This is a genomic window from Oceanobacillus sp. Castelsardo (assembly GCF_001659985.1).
Lineage (GTDB): Bacteria > Bacillota > Bacilli > Bacillales > Amphibacillaceae > Oceanobacillus.
Genome location: NZ_LYCS01000001.1, coordinates 501,747 through 518,105, shown reverse-complemented (window position 1 = coordinate 518,105; position 16,359 = coordinate 501,747). Strand labels below are relative to the sequence as shown.

14 protein-coding genes are annotated in these 16,359 nt (G+C 34.5%); all 14 read left to right on the top strand.

Annotated elements, in window-relative coordinates; translation table 11 throughout:
* The 14 genes from A9178_RS02635 to yfmH all read left to right on the top strand — a co-directional run bounded on the left by A9178_RS02635 (position 1) and on the right by yfmH (position 16,354).
* Positions 1–2,115 carry a polyribonucleotide nucleotidyltransferase gene (locus A9178_RS02635; protein WP_068672679.1) on the top strand — a complete coding sequence of 705 codons (2,115 nt, stop codon included), beginning with the start codon at positions 1–3 and terminating at the stop codon, positions 2,113–2,115.
* Positions 2,116–2,284: 169 nt separating this feature from the next.
* Positions 2,285–3,235: a polysaccharide deacetylase family protein gene (locus tag A9178_RS02630; protein WP_068672356.1), complete on the top strand. Its 951-nt coding sequence runs from the start codon at positions 2,285–2,287 to the stop codon at positions 3,233–3,235.
* A gap of 25 nt (positions 3,236–3,260) precedes the next feature.
* Positions 3,261–4,481 (top strand): M16 family metallopeptidase, encoded by a 1,221-nt coding sequence (locus tag A9178_RS02625; protein ID WP_068672355.1) that lies wholly within the window; start codon positions 3,261–3,263, stop codon positions 4,479–4,481.
* Positions 4,482–4,744: 263 nt separating this feature from the next.
* The gene (locus A9178_RS02620; protein WP_068672354.1) at positions 4,745–4,990 is read left to right on the top strand and encodes a YlmC/YmxH family sporulation protein; all 246 of its coding nucleotides are present in this window, start codon (positions 4,745–4,747) and stop codon (positions 4,988–4,990) included.
* Positions 4,991–5,145: 155 nt separating this feature from the next.
* Entirely contained in the window at positions 5,146–6,030 is an 885-nt protein-coding gene (gene dpaA, locus A9178_RS02615) for a dipicolinic acid synthetase subunit A (RefSeq protein ID WP_068672353.1), read from the top strand.
* Positions 6,027–6,611 carry a dipicolinate synthase subunit B gene (gene dpaB, locus A9178_RS02610; RefSeq protein ID WP_068672352.1) on the top strand — a complete coding sequence of 195 codons (585 nt, stop codon included), beginning with the start codon at positions 6,027–6,029 and terminating at the stop codon, positions 6,609–6,611. Before dpaA ends, dpaB begins: the two co-directional genes overlap by 4 nt.
* A gap of 68 nt (positions 6,612–6,679) precedes the next feature.
* Positions 6,680–7,726 carry an aspartate-semialdehyde dehydrogenase gene (asd, locus tag A9178_RS02605; protein WP_068672351.1) on the top strand — a complete coding sequence of 349 codons (1,047 nt, stop codon included), beginning with the start codon at positions 6,680–6,682 and terminating at the stop codon, positions 7,724–7,726.
* 22 nt (positions 7,727–7,748) lie between these two features.
* Positions 7,749–8,957 (top strand): aspartate kinase, encoded by a 1,209-nt coding sequence (gene dapG, locus A9178_RS02600; RefSeq protein ID WP_068672350.1) that lies wholly within the window; start codon positions 7,749–7,751, stop codon positions 8,955–8,957.
* Positions 8,958–9,246: 289 nt separating this feature from the next.
* Positions 9,247–10,122: a 4-hydroxy-tetrahydrodipicolinate synthase gene (dapA, locus tag A9178_RS02595; protein WP_068672349.1), complete on the top strand. Its 876-nt coding sequence runs from the start codon at positions 9,247–9,249 to the stop codon at positions 10,120–10,122.
* Positions 10,123–10,250: 128 nt separating this feature from the next.
* A complete protein-coding gene (locus tag A9178_RS02590; protein ID WP_068672348.1) occupies positions 10,251–10,973 on the top strand; it encodes a ClpP family protease in 723 nt (240 codons plus the stop codon).
* A complete protein-coding gene (locus A9178_RS02585) occupies positions 10,970–11,170 on the top strand; it encodes a YlzJ-like family protein (RefSeq protein WP_068672347.1) in 201 nt (66 codons plus the stop codon). Before A9178_RS02590 ends, A9178_RS02585 begins: the two co-directional genes overlap by 4 nt.
* A gap of 156 nt (positions 11,171–11,326) precedes the next feature.
* A complete protein-coding gene (locus tag A9178_RS02580; protein WP_068672346.1) occupies positions 11,327–13,609 on the top strand; it encodes an FtsK/SpoIIIE family DNA translocase in 2,283 nt (760 codons plus the stop codon).
* A gap of 182 nt (positions 13,610–13,791) precedes the next feature.
* A complete protein-coding gene (yfmF, locus tag A9178_RS02575) occupies positions 13,792–15,078 on the top strand; it encodes an EF-P 5-aminopentanol modification-associated protein YfmF (RefSeq protein WP_068672345.1) in 1,287 nt (428 codons plus the stop codon).
* Complete coding sequence (gene yfmH / locus A9178_RS02570; RefSeq protein ID WP_068672344.1) at positions 15,071–16,354, top strand: EF-P 5-aminopentanol modification-associated protein YfmH; 1,284 nt, start codon at positions 15,071–15,073, stop codon at positions 16,352–16,354. The genes yfmF and yfmH overlap by 8 nt, the downstream gene beginning before the upstream one ends.
* Positions 16,355–16,359 lie beyond the last annotated feature (5 nt).

Genomic DNA, 16,359 nt, shown 5'->3' with positions numbered 1-16,359 from the left:
ATGACAGATGAAAAACATGTTTTCTCCACTGAAATTTCAGGTAAAAAATTTACCGTAGAAATAGGAGAATTGGCTAAACAGGCAAATGGAGCTTGTATGGTTCATTATGGCGATACTTCAGTATTAGCTGTTGCTACAGCATCAAATGAACCAAAAGATTTACCATTCTTCCCTCTAACTGTAAACTATGAGGAACGTTTATATGCAGTTGGTAAAATCCCTGGTGGTTTTATTAAACGTGAAGGAAGACCGAGTGAAAAGGCAATTCTTGCATCCAGACTTATCGATCGTCCAATCCGTCCTATGTTTCCTGACGGTTTTAGAAATGAAGTACAAGTAATAAGTACAGTAATGAGTGTTGATCAAGATTGTTCAACCGAGATTGCTGCAATGGTAGGGTCATCTATCGCATTATGTGTATCTGACATCCCATTTGAACAACCAATCGCTGGTGTCCATGTTGGACGTGTCAACGGTGAATTCGTTATTAATCCTAGCGTAGAACAAGAGGCAAAAAGCGATATTGATTTAACTGTTGCGGGAACTAAAGATGCTATTAATATGGTAGAAGCGGGTGCAGATGAAGTACCCGAAGAAGTAATGCTCGATGCAATCATGTTTGGTCATGAAGAAATCAAACGATTGGTAGCATTCCAAGAGGAAATTATTCAAACAATTGGTACGGAGAAATTTGAAGTTCAATTATTTGATACCGAAGAAGAATTAAATGCTAAAGTTGAGGCAGAAGCAAAGGATAGTCTACTACAAGCAATTCAAGTAAAAGAAAAACATGCACGAGAAGAAGCAATAAAACAGGTTAAAGATAATGTTCTTCAAGGTTACGATGAAGAAGAACCCGAAATTTACAATCAAGTTAAAACTATTTTAGATAAATTAGTTAAAGCTGAAGTTAGACGTCTAATTACGGTTGAAAAAGTTCGCCCTGATGGAAGAATGATTGATGAAATTCGCCCACTATCTTCACGTGTCGGAGTTTTACCAAGAACGCATGGTTCCGGACTATTCACACGTGGACAAACACAGGCGCTAAGTGTATGTACGCTTGGGGCTCTAGGTGATGTTCAGATATTAGACGGGTTAGATTTGGAAGAATCCAAACGTTTCATGCATCATTATAATTTCCCGCAATATAGTGTAGGGGAAACGGGACCAATTCGTGGACCAGGTCGTCGTGAAATTGGACATGGTGCATTAGGTGAAAGAGCGTTAGAGAAAGTAGTTCCATCCGAAAAAGAATTCCCTTATACCATTCGTTTAGTTTCGGAAGTACTTGAATCAAATGGTTCTACATCACAAGCAAGTATTTGTGCAAGTACGTTAGCTATGATGGATGCAGGTGTACCAATTAAGTCTCCAGTTGCAGGTATTGCCATGGGTCTTGTGAAATCAGGAGAAGATTACACGATTCTTACTGATATTCAGGGGATGGAAGATGCACTTGGTGATATGGATTTTAAAGTAGCAGGAACAAAAGATGGTGTAACTGCATTACAAATGGATATTAAGATTGATGGATTGTCGAAAGAAATCTTGGAAGAAGCGTTAACCCAAGCTAAAAAAGGCAGAATGCAAATTCTAGAATCTATGCTTGCCACCATTAATCAACCTAGAGAAGGTCTTTCTCAATATGCACCTAAAATTCTAACTATGTCTATTAATCCAGATAAAATTCGTACGGTTATCGGTCCTAGTGGAAAACAAATCAATGAAATCATTGACGAAACAGGTGTTAAGATTGATATTGAGCAAGATGGAAGTATTTTTATTTCGTCTACAGACCCTGAAATGAATGAAAAAGCGAAGAAAATTATTGAGGATTTAGTTCGTGAAGTCGAAGTTGGACAAATGTATCTAGGAACTGTGAGACGAATTGAGAAGTTCGGTGCATTTGTTGAATTATTCAAAGGAAAAGATGGATTAGTTCATATATCCGAACTTGCAGAAGAAAGAACAAATAAAGTAGAGGATGTAGTATCCGTTGGCGATGAAATTTTAGTAAAAGTAAAAGAAATTGATCGTCAAGGTAGAATTAACCTTTCTAGAAAAGCAGTTTTAATTGAAGAAAGGGAAAGAAAAGAAAAGGCGAATCAATAAAAGTTGTTTAAAAAGTATGTGGGATTCCACCTTATTAAACAAGCAATAATAGTAAGAGAAAGAAGCTGTATGAGCAGTTTCTTTTTTTATACCCAAAATATCATCTTAGTAACTTTATCATACCTTGTCCCTCTTATGCATACATTTGTATAAGAAGGAGGGCAAGACGATGTACCGATACCGAAAATACATTAATTTATGTTTATTTATTATTATTGTGGCATTATCCTACAATAGCTTTAATAATCCAATTGAAATAAATGAAGAGGTAACAACAACTCTCTCTCATGCTATAAAAAAAGAAGATTCCCTATATATGGAAATAGAGGAAAAAAGCAAGGAATTTGAGCAACCACCAGTTGATGCATATATTGATGAAGTGTGGAAGAAAACCCCGGGTAGAAATGGAATTAAGGTAAATGTGGATAAATCATATGAAAAAATGAAGGATAAAGGTGTATTCGATGAATCCCTTTTAGTTTATAATGAAATCCCTCCTAAAGTTAAATTAGCAGATTTACAAGCATCTCCGATTTATAGGGGCCATCCTGAGAAAGAAATGGTTTCATTTTTGATTAATGTTTCATGGGGAACGGAATATATTCCGGATATTTTAAAAACATTAAATGATCATAAGGTGAAAGCAACATTTTTTATTGAAGGGAAATGGGCTAAAGAAAACCCGGATTTGGTAAAAATGATTGATGAGCAAGGGCATATCATTGGTAATCATGCCTATAATCATCCAGATATGGCGACACTGTCTAATCAGAAAATAGTGGAGCAAATTGCACAAACAAATGAAATTATAACAGCAATCACAGATAAAACTCCGAAATGGTTTGCCCCACCAAGTGGAAGCTTTAATGAGCAGGTTGTACAAAGTGCTTCTAATCTAAAAATGGAGACGATTCTATGGACGGTAGATACGATTGATTGGAAGAATCCTTCTGTAAATGTTATGATTAACCGAGTAAATAGTAAAATTCACCCCGGAGCAACTATTTTGATGCATCCGACATCTGTAATTGCGAATGGACTTGATGATTTAATTAAAGTAATTAAAGAAAAAGAGTATCGTATAGGTACGATTGAAAAATTATTAAGTGAAGAAAGGTAAATAAAACGCTTTAGGAGGACGAACTTTGATACAGAGACATACATGTGGAAATGGATTAAGAATTGTTCTAGAAAATATACCTTCTGTACGTTCAGTAACGATTGGGATATGGGTATTAACCGGCTCTAGAAATGAAACGAAGATGAATAATGGTATTTCGCATTTCTTGGAACATATGTTTTTTAAAGGAACCGATACAAGATCTGCACAAGAAATAGCAGAGGCATTTGATTCTATAGGTGGTCAAATCAATGCTTTTACCTCTAAAGAATACACTTGCTTTTACGCGAAAGTTTTAGATACACATAAAGAGTACGCATTAGAAATATTAGCAGATATGTTCTTCAATTCCTCATTTGATGAAGAAGAAATGGAAAGAGAAAAGAAAGTTGTTTATGAAGAAATAAAGATGTATGAAGATACTCCAGATGACATTGTGCATGATCTATTAGCTCGAGCATCTTTTGGTGATCATCCATTAGGGTATCCTATTCTTGGTACAGAAGAGCATTTAAAGTCATTTTCACCTAAAGACCTACGTAATTATGTAGAGGAACGATATACACCTGATAATGTAGTAATTTCTGTGGCCGGTAATGTGGATGAGAGCTTTATCAACAATATAGCTTCTTATTTTGGTGAGTTTGAACGAAATGAAAGTAAGGAAACGATTGAAAAACCAACCTTTTTAGCGAATCGTATTGAAAGAAATAAAGATACGGAACAGGCACACTTATGTTTAGGATTCAACGGAATAAAATTAGGCGATAAGAATACGTACAGTTTAGTTGTCATGAATAATGTACTTGGTGGAAGTATGAGTTCAAGGCTATTCCAAGATGTTAGAGAAAAACAAGGCCTTGCTTATTCTGTTTTCTCTTATCATTCAACCTATTTGGATAATGGACTTCTTACCATTTATGCAGGTACAGGCAAAGAACAACTACCATTACTGCAAAATACGATTAATAATACATTAGAGTTATTAATAAAAGATGGCCTAACAGATAAAGAGTTAAGAAATAGTAAAGAGCAGCTAAAAGGAAGCTTAATGTTAAGTTTAGAAAGCACAAATAGCAGAATGAGTAGAAATGGAAGAAATGAATTATTACTCAAAAAACATAGAAGTTTAGATGATATGATTAAAGAAATCGATGCAGTAAGTCACGAATCTATAAGAAAAGTAATTAATAATACGTTTAGTAATTCTCAATCAGTTGCATTAATTGCACCGGAAATGCTTTAATTTCACTTATGATGGGTATAATCCCAATTATCTACTAAATATGAAGAGGCTGGGACATAACAAAAGTGCTTAATCCCAAAGCCGAACAATCCTCTATCTAAGCGAAGTATATTTCCGGAGCGATTATCTGCTCAACCATGTTCGGATTTTATGTGGTAAAAAAACTTTTGTCCCAGCCTCTTTTTGTTTAAACTATAAATATGACATACGACCATAATCTGATACATATAAATTTACTATAATCATACGATGGGGGTAATTTTATGCGCTTTAAAGATATTAGCAGTAAAGAGATTGTTAATATCAATGAAGGAGAAAGGTTAGGAATACTTGGGCAGACCGATTTAGAAATTAATGAAACAACCGGACAGATTGAGGCCTTCATTATACCAACATATAAATGGTTTGGATTGAAAAAAGAAGGGGAAATGACGAAAATTCATTGGAGTGAAGTTAAAAAAATTGGTGAAGATATGATTATGGTGGAAATGAAAAATAATAAGTTTTAATTAAAATAAAAATATATTAATTGTTATGGGTCATAATCAAAGATTATGACCTTTTTTTATGTTTTTAAGTATGGACTAATCACTCTCATTGTGGAAAGACATAAGCTATAAGGAACAGATTTTGGATTAGTTATGTATGGAGGGCAGAAATAATCATGAGTCGAATAATTGCTGTAATTGGTGGAGATGCAAGATATTTAGAATTAATTAGGCAATTACAATTAATGCCAGAAACAACTATTATTCTTGTTGGTTTTGATAATTTAAATCAAAGTTTTACAGGATTGAAACAAATCCAATTTGCTGAATTAGAATTAAATACATTGGATAGTGTTATTTTACCAATAACTGGAACAGATTCTAAAGGAAATATCGAAACGGTCTTTTCCGATCAAAAAATAAAGTTAACCCCTGAGTGGTTCGGACAGCTACAAAAAACAACAAAAATGTTTACCGGAATTACAAATGACTATTTGAATAAAGTTACAAAAGAAGTTGGAATAGAGCTTATTCCATTATTTAATCGGGATGATGTCGCTATCTATAACTCTATACCTACAGCAGAAGGTGCCATCATGATGGCAATTGAGAATACAGACTATACAATCCATTCCTCACGCGTACTCGTTACAGGGTTCGGTAGAGTTGGTCAAACAGTAGCAAATCGATTTGCTGCTTTTGGAGCAAAAGTAGCAGTTAGCGCCAATAATATTAGAGAATTGGCAAGAATTACAGAAATGGGTTTAACTGCAATTCCAATTGATAAACTTCATGAACATACTAATGATTGTGACATATTAATAAATACTGTACCAGCAATGGTCGTTGATCAAAAAGCGATACAACATTTACCTTCCAATGCAATAATTTTAGATCTTGCGTCAAATCCAGGGGGGACTGATTTTGAATATGCAAATAAACGCGGTATTCAAGCAATCTTAACAGGAAGTTTGCCAGGTATTGTAGCCCCGAAAACAGCTGGAAGAATTCTGGCAGACGTTATTAAACAAATATTATTGAATGAGGGGAGTTTATCATGAATTTGAAAGGGAAACGTGTCGGTGTTGGTTTAACTGGTTCCCATCACACATTTAGTAAAGTGTTTTTGCAAATTGAAAACTTAATGAATCAAGGTGTCGAAGTCATTCCAATAGCATCCTATACTGTACAGAGTACTGAAACTAAATTTGGTAGAGGAGAGGACCATTTAAAAAAATTAGAGGAATTAACCGGTCAAAAAGTAATTACTTCTATGCCCGATGCAGAGCCTTTAGGTCCCGACAAACCACTAGATTGTATGGTGATTGCCCCGCTTACCGGAAACTCCATGGCAAAATTTGCTAATGGGATTACGGATAATCCCGTATTAATGGCTGCAAAATCCACTATAAGAAACCAAAATCCTGTTGTTCTTTCCGTTACTACCAATGATGCTCTCGGGCTAAATGGTGTTAATTTGATGCGATTATTAAACAGTAAATATATATTTTTTGTACCATTTGGGCAAGATAATCCCATGAAAAAACCAAACTCATTAGTAGCGAATCTGGATCTATTAGAAGACACAATAAAGTCTGCGATAGACCATGAGCAACTCCAACCTATTATTATTCCTTTTTAATATAAAAATATGTTAAAATAATATATTAAGAGATTTTATTTTTTAAAAGAGTGAGGGGAGAATTTTAAATGTTAGAAAAAACAGCATATAATGTAGCAGTGGTTGGAGCAACTGGTGCAGTTGGTCAAAAAATAATGAAAATATTAGAAGAAAAAAAGTTCCCTATTAATGAATTAAAGCTTTTGTCCTCAAAAAACTCAGCTGGTAAAGAACTAGCATTTGCTGGTAAAACAATTGTAGTGGAAGAAGCGAAACCAGAAAGCTTTGAAGGAATAGATATAGCGTTGTTCTCTGCTGGGGGCTCTGTTTCTAAACAATTAGCCCCAGAAGCTGTTAAAAGGGGAGCGGTGGTAGTTGATAATACTAGTGCATACCGTATGGATGAAAATGTGCCTCTAGTTGTACCTGAGGTAAATGCGGAAGATATCAAAGAACATAAAGGAATTATCGCAAATCCGAACTGCTCTACCATTCAAATGGTAGCAGGATTAAAACCAATTAAAGATCATTTTGGATTATCAAGAATTATTGTTTCCACTTATCAAGCTGTTTCAGGAGCAGGTGCAAAAGCAGTTGGTGAATTGGAACAACAATCAAAACAATACTTGAACAATGAAGAAATGGAAGCAAATTTATTACCCGTTGGCGGTGACAAAAAGCATTATCCAATTGCATTTAATGCATTACCACAAATAGATTTATTCCAAGAAAATGGATATACATTTGAAGAAATGAAAATGATAAATGAAACGAAAAAAATTATGCATGAACCAGATTTACCAGTAGCAGCTACATGTGTACGTTTACCATTTTTCACATCTCATGCGGAAAGTGTATATATTGAAGTAGAAAAAGATGGGGTAACTGTTCAAGATATTTGGGAAACTTTAGAAAATGCAGAAGGAATTATTTTACAAGATGATCCATCTACTCAAACGTATCCTACTCCTTTAAGTTCAGCAAATAAAGAAGAAGTTTTTGTTGGTCGAGTAAGAAGAGACTTAGACAATGATAAGGGATTTCACTTATGGATTGTATCTGACAATCTTCTAAAAGGTGCTGCTTGGAATACGGTACAAATTGCCCAAACATTGGTAAAAAATAATTGGCTATAAGCAGTTTATTTGAGGTGTTAAGATGCAGATTTTAGTACAAAAATTTGGTGGTACTTCTGTACAATCTGAAGAAAATAGACAACATGTTATAAAGCATATTAAAAATGCACTTGTGAAAGATTATAAGTTAGTAGTTGTTGTTTCTGCATTAGGAAGGAAGCCAGATCCATATGCAACAGATTCACTTTTAGAGTTAGTGAATTTCCCTAGAGCGAAAAGTTCTGATCGTGAAATGGATTTGCTTATGTCTTGTGGGGAAATTATTTCTTCTGTTGTATTATCAAATGAATTAAAAAAACAACATATTAATGCAATTGCATTAACAGGCGCACAAGCGGGATTTATTACGAGTGATGACTTTACGCAAGCGAAGATTAAAGAAGTAAAACCAGAAAGAGTTTATAAAGAGTTAGAAGAAAATGATGTCGTTGTAGTAGCAGGTTTTCAAGGACAGACAGAAATGGGAGAAATTACTACCATTGGCCGCGGGGGGAGTGACACCTCTGCGGCGGCTCTAGGAGCTGCACTACAGGCAGAAATGGTTGAAATATTTACGGATGTTGAAGGTATTATGACGGCAGATCCAAGAATAGTGGAAAATGCTCATTCTTTAGATGTTGTTACTTATTCCGAAATTTGTAACCTTGCCTATCAAGGTGCCAAAGTAATTCATCCTAGAGCGGTAGAAATCGCAATGCAAGCAAAAATCCCGTTGCGCGTCAGATCAACCTACTCACTTGAACCGGGAACATTAGTAACCTCATCTAGAGCCAAGGAAATGGGTGTTGATATTCAGGATCGTTTAGTTACAGGGATAGCCCATATGTCTTCTATAACCCAAATAAAAGTTCAAACGAAGGAAGAGGTATACAGACTCCAATCGGATGTATTTAAATCTATGGCGGAAGCAGGAATCTCAGTTGATTTCATCAACATTTCACCAGCAGGGGTAATTTATACTGTTCCAAATAATTTAGCAGATAAGGCAGTTTACGTACTTGAAACTTTAGGGTTTAAACCCGAAATTACAAGAAATTGTGCAAAAGTATCAGCTGTAGGCGCCGGTATGACTGGAGTACCCGGAGTTGCAGCTGAAATCGTTCAAGCATTAACAAATGCAGGTGTCCAGATTCTACAGTCTGCTGATAGTTACACGACAATTTGGGTTCTTGTTCACGAAAAAGATTTAAAAACTGCTGTGAATGCTTTACACAATGTTTTTACTCTTTAATAATATAGTAAAATGTTTGTTCAAAAAGGAGGATAAAAAGGACCAAGAAGTTCGAGGCGGCGTAGCTTTGAGGCAGAAAAGAGGGCATTTCTGCATAAGTGCAACTAAGGCATTCGCCGAAGTGCATGGCGAATGTCGAGTTTTCTAAGAACAGAACGTATGTAATTAATACGTGAGTACCGGAAAAGCAAGCCAACGAAGAAATTCGATGTGTCATTTTTACCGGACTTTTTGAACTTCCCCTAAAAGCCAACAGGATCTTCTTCAATATTATTAAGAAGGTGAAAATATGAATTTCGGTCAAGTATTAACTGCAATGGTAACGCCATTCAATAGGGATGGTAAATTAGATTATAATCAATTAGAAGTTTTAATTGACTATTTATTAAAAAATGGTACAGATGGATTGGTTGTTGGTGGAACTACTGGTGAATCACCAACGTTATCAGTTGATGAAAAGCTTGAATTATTTCGCTATGTAGTAAAAATAGTAAATAAAAGGGTTCCTGTTATAGCCGGTACTGGAAGTAATAATACAAAGGAATCTATTTTCTTAACAAAACAATCGGAATCATTAGGGGTTGACGGTTTCTTACTTGTAGTACCGTACTATAATAAACCTAATCAAGAAGGTATGTTTCAACATTTTTCTCAAATTGCAAAAGAAACGAAACTGCCAGTCATGTTGTATAATATTCCCGGACGTTCTATCGTTAATATGGATGTAAATACAGTGGTTAGGTTAAGTAAAATAGATAATATCGTTTCTATCAAGGAAGCGGGGACTGATTTAGATCAGATCTCTGAAATTATTGAAAAAACGAATGATGACTTTACGGTTTATAGTGGTAATGATAGTTTGACCTTACCAATGCTATCTATTGGAGCAACTGGTGTTGTATCCGTTGCCTCCCATATTATTGGAAATGAAATGAAACAAATGATTAAAAGTTTTTCCAACGGGGATATAGAAACAGCAGCAAATATGCACCGTAAATTGTTACCGATAATGAATGGATTATTTACGTCTCCATCTCCAGCGCCGGTTAAAGCTGGCTTGCAAATGAAAAACATAGATGCCGGTGGGGTTCGATTACCATTATTACCATTAGATGAATTAGAAAGAAATAAACTAAAAACACTAATAGAAAATATCGGCTTATAAAAAAGCCGATATTTTTTTAATGTTTAAATGTCTAATGAACTCCTTTTATTTATTCTCAAAAATCCTGCATCGTTAATACAAATTATGTTCATACTAAGATTGATATAAGCTTTAGGGAGTGAACGTTTATGAATAAAGAACAAGAAGAAAAAAAGGACGAGCAATCGAATGCTTCATCGTTAGTACAAAAAATTCAATCATTAGGACAAACTAATGTTCCACAAGCTCCTGATTCGAATATTCATGTTTTATCAATTATTGGCCAGGTAGAAGGTCATGTTCAACTTCCACCACAAAACAAAACAACAAAATATGAACATATTATCCCACAATTGATTGCGATTGAACAAAATCCTAAGATAGAAGGTGTCGTAATCTTATTGAATACGGTAGGAGGAGATGTAGAAGCCGGATTGGCACTATCTGAAATGATTGCTTCCATGTCAAAACCAACTGTTTCCATTGTTTTAGGTGGAGGTCATTCGATTGGAGTACCAATCGCCGTATCAACGGATTATTCTTTTATCGTACCAACAGCGACAATGACCGTTCATCCTGTAAGATTAACAGGTCTTGTTATTGGTGTTCCTCAAACATTTGAATACTTAGATAAAATGCAAGATAGAGTAATTCAATTTGTTGTCAATCATTCTAATATTAAAGAAGAAGTATTTAAAGATCTTATGTTTGCAAAGGGGAATTTAACCCGAGATATTGGAACAAACGTAGTAGGAACGGATGCAGTAGAACATGGGTTGATTGATGAGGTTGGAGGGGTAAGTAATGCGATGAAGAAATTAAATGAGCTCATCGATAATAATAGAGGAAATGAAAGTCAGGTGATACAGTGATCTTATATACGCCTTTATCACAATCAGATATCTTTCCACCTTCAGATGAAGGCTTTAAAAATAGGGAATGCATTTCATATGATGGAAAGATGATGATAGCAGACAAGAACTTGGATGGCTCCTATCAAATGGTACAATTGTTATCCACTGATCCGCAAGATTTTCTAAAATTTTCACCTGGATCCATTTTAAATTAACCTTATTCAGCTGTCTTACAATTATCCAATGATAATAGACTTTATGTTATAATATAGTTGATATAATCCTTGCCAAATTTGGCAAGGTTTTCTTTTATTGGTTACATCCAGCTCCAGCGCTCAGCGACTACCTTTAGAAAATAGTGAGGTGAAATAATGAAAAAAAAGAAGGGAAAGAAAAGGAAAAATTCAAACCGTAAAAAGAAATTGCAAAAAGAATTGCTAGGATTATTGTTCGTTGCTTTAGCTATCTTTGGAAGTGGGGCAAGTGCAATTAGTGACGGGGCTATTCCTGGTGGATTAGAATATTTATTCCGATTCTTTCTAGGAATCTGGTATTTTATAGCTTCGGTATTTTTACTAGTAATTGGTATCTTTCTTATGGTCAAAAGAAGGTATCCAGATTTCTTTCATAAGAAATTAGTCGGATTTTATATTTTATTCGCTGGGATTTTATTGATAACACATATACAAACCTTTGAACAGTTATTACTGCAAAACTCCTCTATCATTAGCTCAACATGGCATCATTTTTTACAATTTATAAATGGTAATGGTAATACTGTGCAAACAGGTGGGGGAATGATAGGTGGAATCCTCTTTACTTTTACAAATTATTTATTTTCGTTAGTAGGGGCAAAAATTGTTGCAGTCTTTTCTATCATTATTGGTATCGTATTCTTAACTGAATTATCTTTAGGGGATATTTTTTCGAAATTAATAGGGAAATGTAAGAACATGTTTGTGCGTTTTGGTGAAGGAATTAAAAATGCCAAAGTGAAGCGAAATGAAATGAAAGAAGATAGCGTAACAGAACCTGAAATAGTAGATAATCAACAAGTAAGTATGGAAGAACCTGAAATAACAGATTTTACAGATGTTGCTTATCATGCTCAAGCAACAAATGATGAAAAAATAAATCAACAAAATGAAAAGGAAGAAGTCCAGTCTAACAATGCAGATGATGAAGAAGTGGATTATCCAATGACAATTCCGATGACTGAGACGGAAAACTATGAATATATTTTACCTTCTCCTGATTTACTAGCGGAACCAGCTCATAATTCACAGTATCAAGAAAAATCACAAATTCAAGCAACGGTAAGAAAGTTAGACCGTACATTTAAAAGTTTTGGAGTTCGTGCAAGGGTTACGAAGGTAAATGTAGGTCCTGCAGTTACAAAATACGAAATATCACCTGAGGCAGGCGTGAAGGTCAGTAAGATTGTAAGTCTACATGATGATTTGGCATTGGCTCTAGCTGCTAAGGATTTACGGATTGAAGCTCCAATACCTGGGAAGTCGGCAGTTGGAATTGAAGTTCCTAACCAAGAGGTTGCAATGGTATCGATTAGGGAAGTTTTAGATAGTACATGGAATAATAAATCTTCCAAACTACTAGTTGCATTAGGAAGAGACATCTCAGGGGACGCTGTCGTTGCTGAATTAAATAAGATGCCACACTTACTTATTGCAGGTGCTACCGGAAGTGGTAAAAGTGTTTGCGTAAATGGAATTATTACAACTATTTTAATGCGGGCGAAACCACATGAGGTTAAAATGATGATGATTGATCCGAAAAAAGTGGAGTTAAATGTTTACAATGGAATACCCCATTTATTAGCTCCCGTTGTTACAGATCCGAAAAAAGCTTCAAGAGCTTTGAAAAAAGTGGTATCTGAAATGGAAAGAAGATATGACCTGTTTTCTGATACTGGAACTAGAAATATAGAAGGATATAATGAATATATTCGTAAGCATAATTTATCATCTGAACAGACACAACCGCACTTGCCATATATCGTTGTGATTGTTGATGAACTTGCTGATTTAATGATGGTTGCTTCTAATGATGTGGAGGATTCTATTACAAGACTTGCACAAATGGCAAGGGCTGCTGGTATTCATATTATCATTGCTACCCAAAGGCCTTCAGTGGACGTTATTACCGGGGTTATTAAGGCGAATATACCATCAAGAATTGCTTTTAGTGTTTCATCGCAAACAGATTCTAGAACCATATTGGATTCTGGTGGTGCAGAAAAACTTCTTGGAAAAGGAGATATGTTGTTTTTACCAGTAGGTGCTTCCAAACCAAAACGGGTTCAAGGAGCATTTTTATCAGACGATGAAGTTGAAAGAATTGTGGATCATTGTATCGATCAACAAAAAGCTTCTTATCAAGAAGAAATGATACCAGATGAGAATGAAGAGGTCCTTACAGAAGTGGATGATGAACTTTATGATGATGCAGTACAACTTATTATAGAAATGCAAAGTGCAAGTGTTTCCATGTTACAAAGAAGATTTCGAATTGGTTATACAAGGGCTGCAAGACTAATTGATGCGATGGAAGATCGTGGAATTGTCGGACCTTATGAAGGAAGTAAACCAAGAACAGTATTAGTTTCCGGTACTCAGGAGGAAAAAACTTCATAAATGTAAAGAAATAAATCATTTAGCAGACTTGTGATGTTCGCAAGTCTGCTTTTTTTACCGTATAATGGATGATAACTGGAAAAAATGTGCAATATAGAAGTATAAGTGCATGTTCAAAAGGAGAGAACCGGACTTTTTGAACATCCTCTTTAAAGGAAATTTATATTTTGGGAGGTTCATTCATGCAGGATATAACGGAAAAACGTTTGAATGAAAATGATATAGAGTTACATTTTATTCAAAGTAATAAATATAAAACAATTAACATCGTAGCAAAATTAAAAGCACCTTTAGAAAGAGAAACGATTACCAAAAGAGCATTACTACCTTATATATTGAAGCAAGGTACGAAATCTTATCCAACGAGAAAAGAATTACAATTAAAATTGGATGATTTATACGGAGCAATTTTATCTGTTGATGGAGGGAAAAAGGGAGAAAATCATATTCTAACCTTTAGATTGGAATTGGCGAATCCGAAATTCATTCCTGAAGAGACTTCCATTATCAAAGAGGGTATAGCATTATTAAGTGAATTTATTTTCCATTCGAATAGTAACAACAATGCATTTGATGAAACTGTTTTCGATCGTGAAAAAGAAACATTGAAACAAAAAATGAGTGCGATTCAAGATGATAAAATGCAATATGCAAACATGAGATTAATCGATGAAATGTGTCAAGATGAACCTTATTCATTACATGTTCACGGGTATGAGGAAGACTTGAATTCGTTAACATCTGAAGATCTTTATAGCTATTATCAAAGCTTACTTCAGGATAATCAAATGGATATCTATGTTTTAGGGGATTTTAATGAAGAAGAAATTAAAAGCGAAATGATTACTTCAATGAATCGCGGCTCGGTAAACGTATTAGATAGACAAGAGGTAACAAAAAAGGAAATTACGGAACCAAAAGAAATTATCGAGAAACAAAATGTTCAACAAGCTAAATTGCATATTGGTTATCGAACCAACACTTATTTTAAAGATGAAGATTATTATGCTTTACAAGTGTTTAATGGTATTTTTGGTGCATTTCCAAGCTCTAAACTATTTATCAATGTTAGAGAAAAAAATAGTCTAGCCTATTATGCTTCCTCACGAATGGAGAGTCATAAAGGATTACTTTTCGTATTTAGTGGGATAGCACCCGAAGACTTTGAAAAGGCTAGAGATATTATTAGAGAACAATTAACGGCGATGAGAAATGGGGATTTTACGGAAACGAATTTATCAGAAACGAAAGAATTAATATGTAATCAAATGTTAGAGACAATGGATCACCCCCAAGGCTTAATTGAGCTTTTATATCAACAAGTAGTTGGGGAGAAAACAATAGATCCAGATGAAATAATTAGTCAAATTAAAAGTGTAACAAAAGAACAAGTCATACAAGTTGCACAAAAAATAGAAGAAGATACAGTTTATCTTTTAACGAGTGGAGGAGGCCAAGAAAATGAATAAACAAACGTATGATGAGATTGCTGAAACACTCTATACTGAAAAATTAGATAATGGTTTAACTGTATTTTTATTACCGAAACCCGAAATGGCTAAAACATATGGAATTTTTACAACTAATTATGGGTCCATAGATCAGACGTTTGTTCCGATTGGTCAAACTGAAAAAATAACGGTTCCCGAGGGTATCGCACATTTTCTGGAACATAAATTATTTGAAAAAGAAGATCATGATGTATTTGCTGACTTCGGAAAGCAAGGTGCTTCTGCGAATGCTTTCACCTCGTTTACTAAAACAGCATATTTATTCTCTGCAACCAATCATATAGAGAAGAATGTAGAAACATTAATTAACTTTGTACAGGATCCTTATTTTTCAGAACAATCGGTTGAAAAGGAAAAAGGTATTATCGGTCAAGAAATTAAAATGTATGATGACCAACCTGATTGGCAATCGTTTATGGGAACCATTAAAGCGATGTTTAAGAATCATCCGATTAATATTGATATAGCTGGTACAGTAGAGTCCATTAGTAAAATAACGAAGGATGATTTATATACGTGTTATTATACATTTTATCATCCAGAAAATATGACGCTATTTATTGCGGGTAATTTTAATCCTGAACAAATGATGAATTTGATCAAAATAAACCAGGCTTCTAAGGAATTTAAGAAGATGGAAGAAATTAATCGTAATTTACCGGATGAGCCAAAAGAAGTGGCCATGAAAGAACATCAAATCAAAATGCCAGTTTCAGTTCCTAAATGTACGGTCGGGATAAAGGAATCATCGAAAGAACTAAGTGGAGAAGAATTCCTTAAAAAAGATTTATTACAAAATATGATAGTGGATTATTATTTTTCAAAAGGTGGTTCCTTTTATCAAAAACTCTACCAAGAAAAATTAATTGACGATAGCTTTTATTTTGAAACAACATTAGATAAAAATTATGGATATACGTTGATAGGTAGTAATAGCGACAACCCTGAACTATTTTCTAAGAAAGTAAAAGAATTATTATTATCTACCCGTAATGAAACTATAAAAGAAGAAGACTTTAACCGTATGAAGAAGAAAAAAATCGGTAGACTGTTACGCTCCATGAATTCATTAGAATTTATGGCGAATAAATATACGCATTATTATATTTCAAAAGTAGATTTGTTTGATATCATCCCAACGGTTCAAGCATTAAAGTTAGATGAAGCAAATCAATTTCTAAATGAGTGGATTGAGGAAGAACGTTTAGCAGTTTGTACGATTTCTTCTAAGTAGGAGTA

Bases quoted from the DNA above. Each gene is read 5' to 3' on its own strand.
- dapG (WP_068672350.1), top strand. From the start codon at position 7,749: ATGCAGATTTTAGTACAAAAATTTGGTGGTACTTCTGTACAATCTGAA.
- A9178_RS02580 (WP_068672346.1), top strand. From the start codon at position 11,327: ATGAAAAAAAAGAAGGGAAAGAAAAGGAAAAATTCAAACCGTAAAAAG.
- A9178_RS02590 (WP_068672348.1), top strand. From the start codon at position 10,251: ATGAATAAAGAACAAGAAGAAAAAAAGGACGAGCAATCGAATGCTTCA.
- yfmF (WP_068672345.1), top strand. From the start codon at position 13,792: ATGCAGGATATAACGGAAAAACGTTTGAATGAAAATGATATAGAGTTA.
- dapA (WP_068672349.1), top strand. From the start codon at position 9,247: ATGAATTTCGGTCAAGTATTAACTGCAATGGTAACGCCATTCAATAGG.
- yfmH (WP_068672344.1), top strand. From the start codon at position 15,071: ATGAATAAACAAACGTATGATGAGATTGCTGAAACACTCTATACTGAA.
- A9178_RS02635 (WP_068672679.1), top strand. From the start codon at position 1: ATGACAGATGAAAAACATGTTTTCTCCACTGAAATTTCAGGTAAAAAA.
- dpaB (WP_068672352.1), top strand. From the start codon at position 6,027: ATGAATTTGAAAGGGAAACGTGTCGGTGTTGGTTTAACTGGTTCCCAT.
- asd (WP_068672351.1), top strand. From the start codon at position 6,680: ATGTTAGAAAAAACAGCATATAATGTAGCAGTGGTTGGAGCAACTGGT.
- dpaA (WP_068672353.1), top strand. From the start codon at position 5,146: ATGAGTCGAATAATTGCTGTAATTGGTGGAGATGCAAGATATTTAGAA.
- A9178_RS02630 (WP_068672356.1), top strand. From the start codon at position 2,285: ATGTACCGATACCGAAAATACATTAATTTATGTTTATTTATTATTATT.
- A9178_RS02620 (WP_068672354.1), top strand. From the start codon at position 4,745: ATGCGCTTTAAAGATATTAGCAGTAAAGAGATTGTTAATATCAATGAA.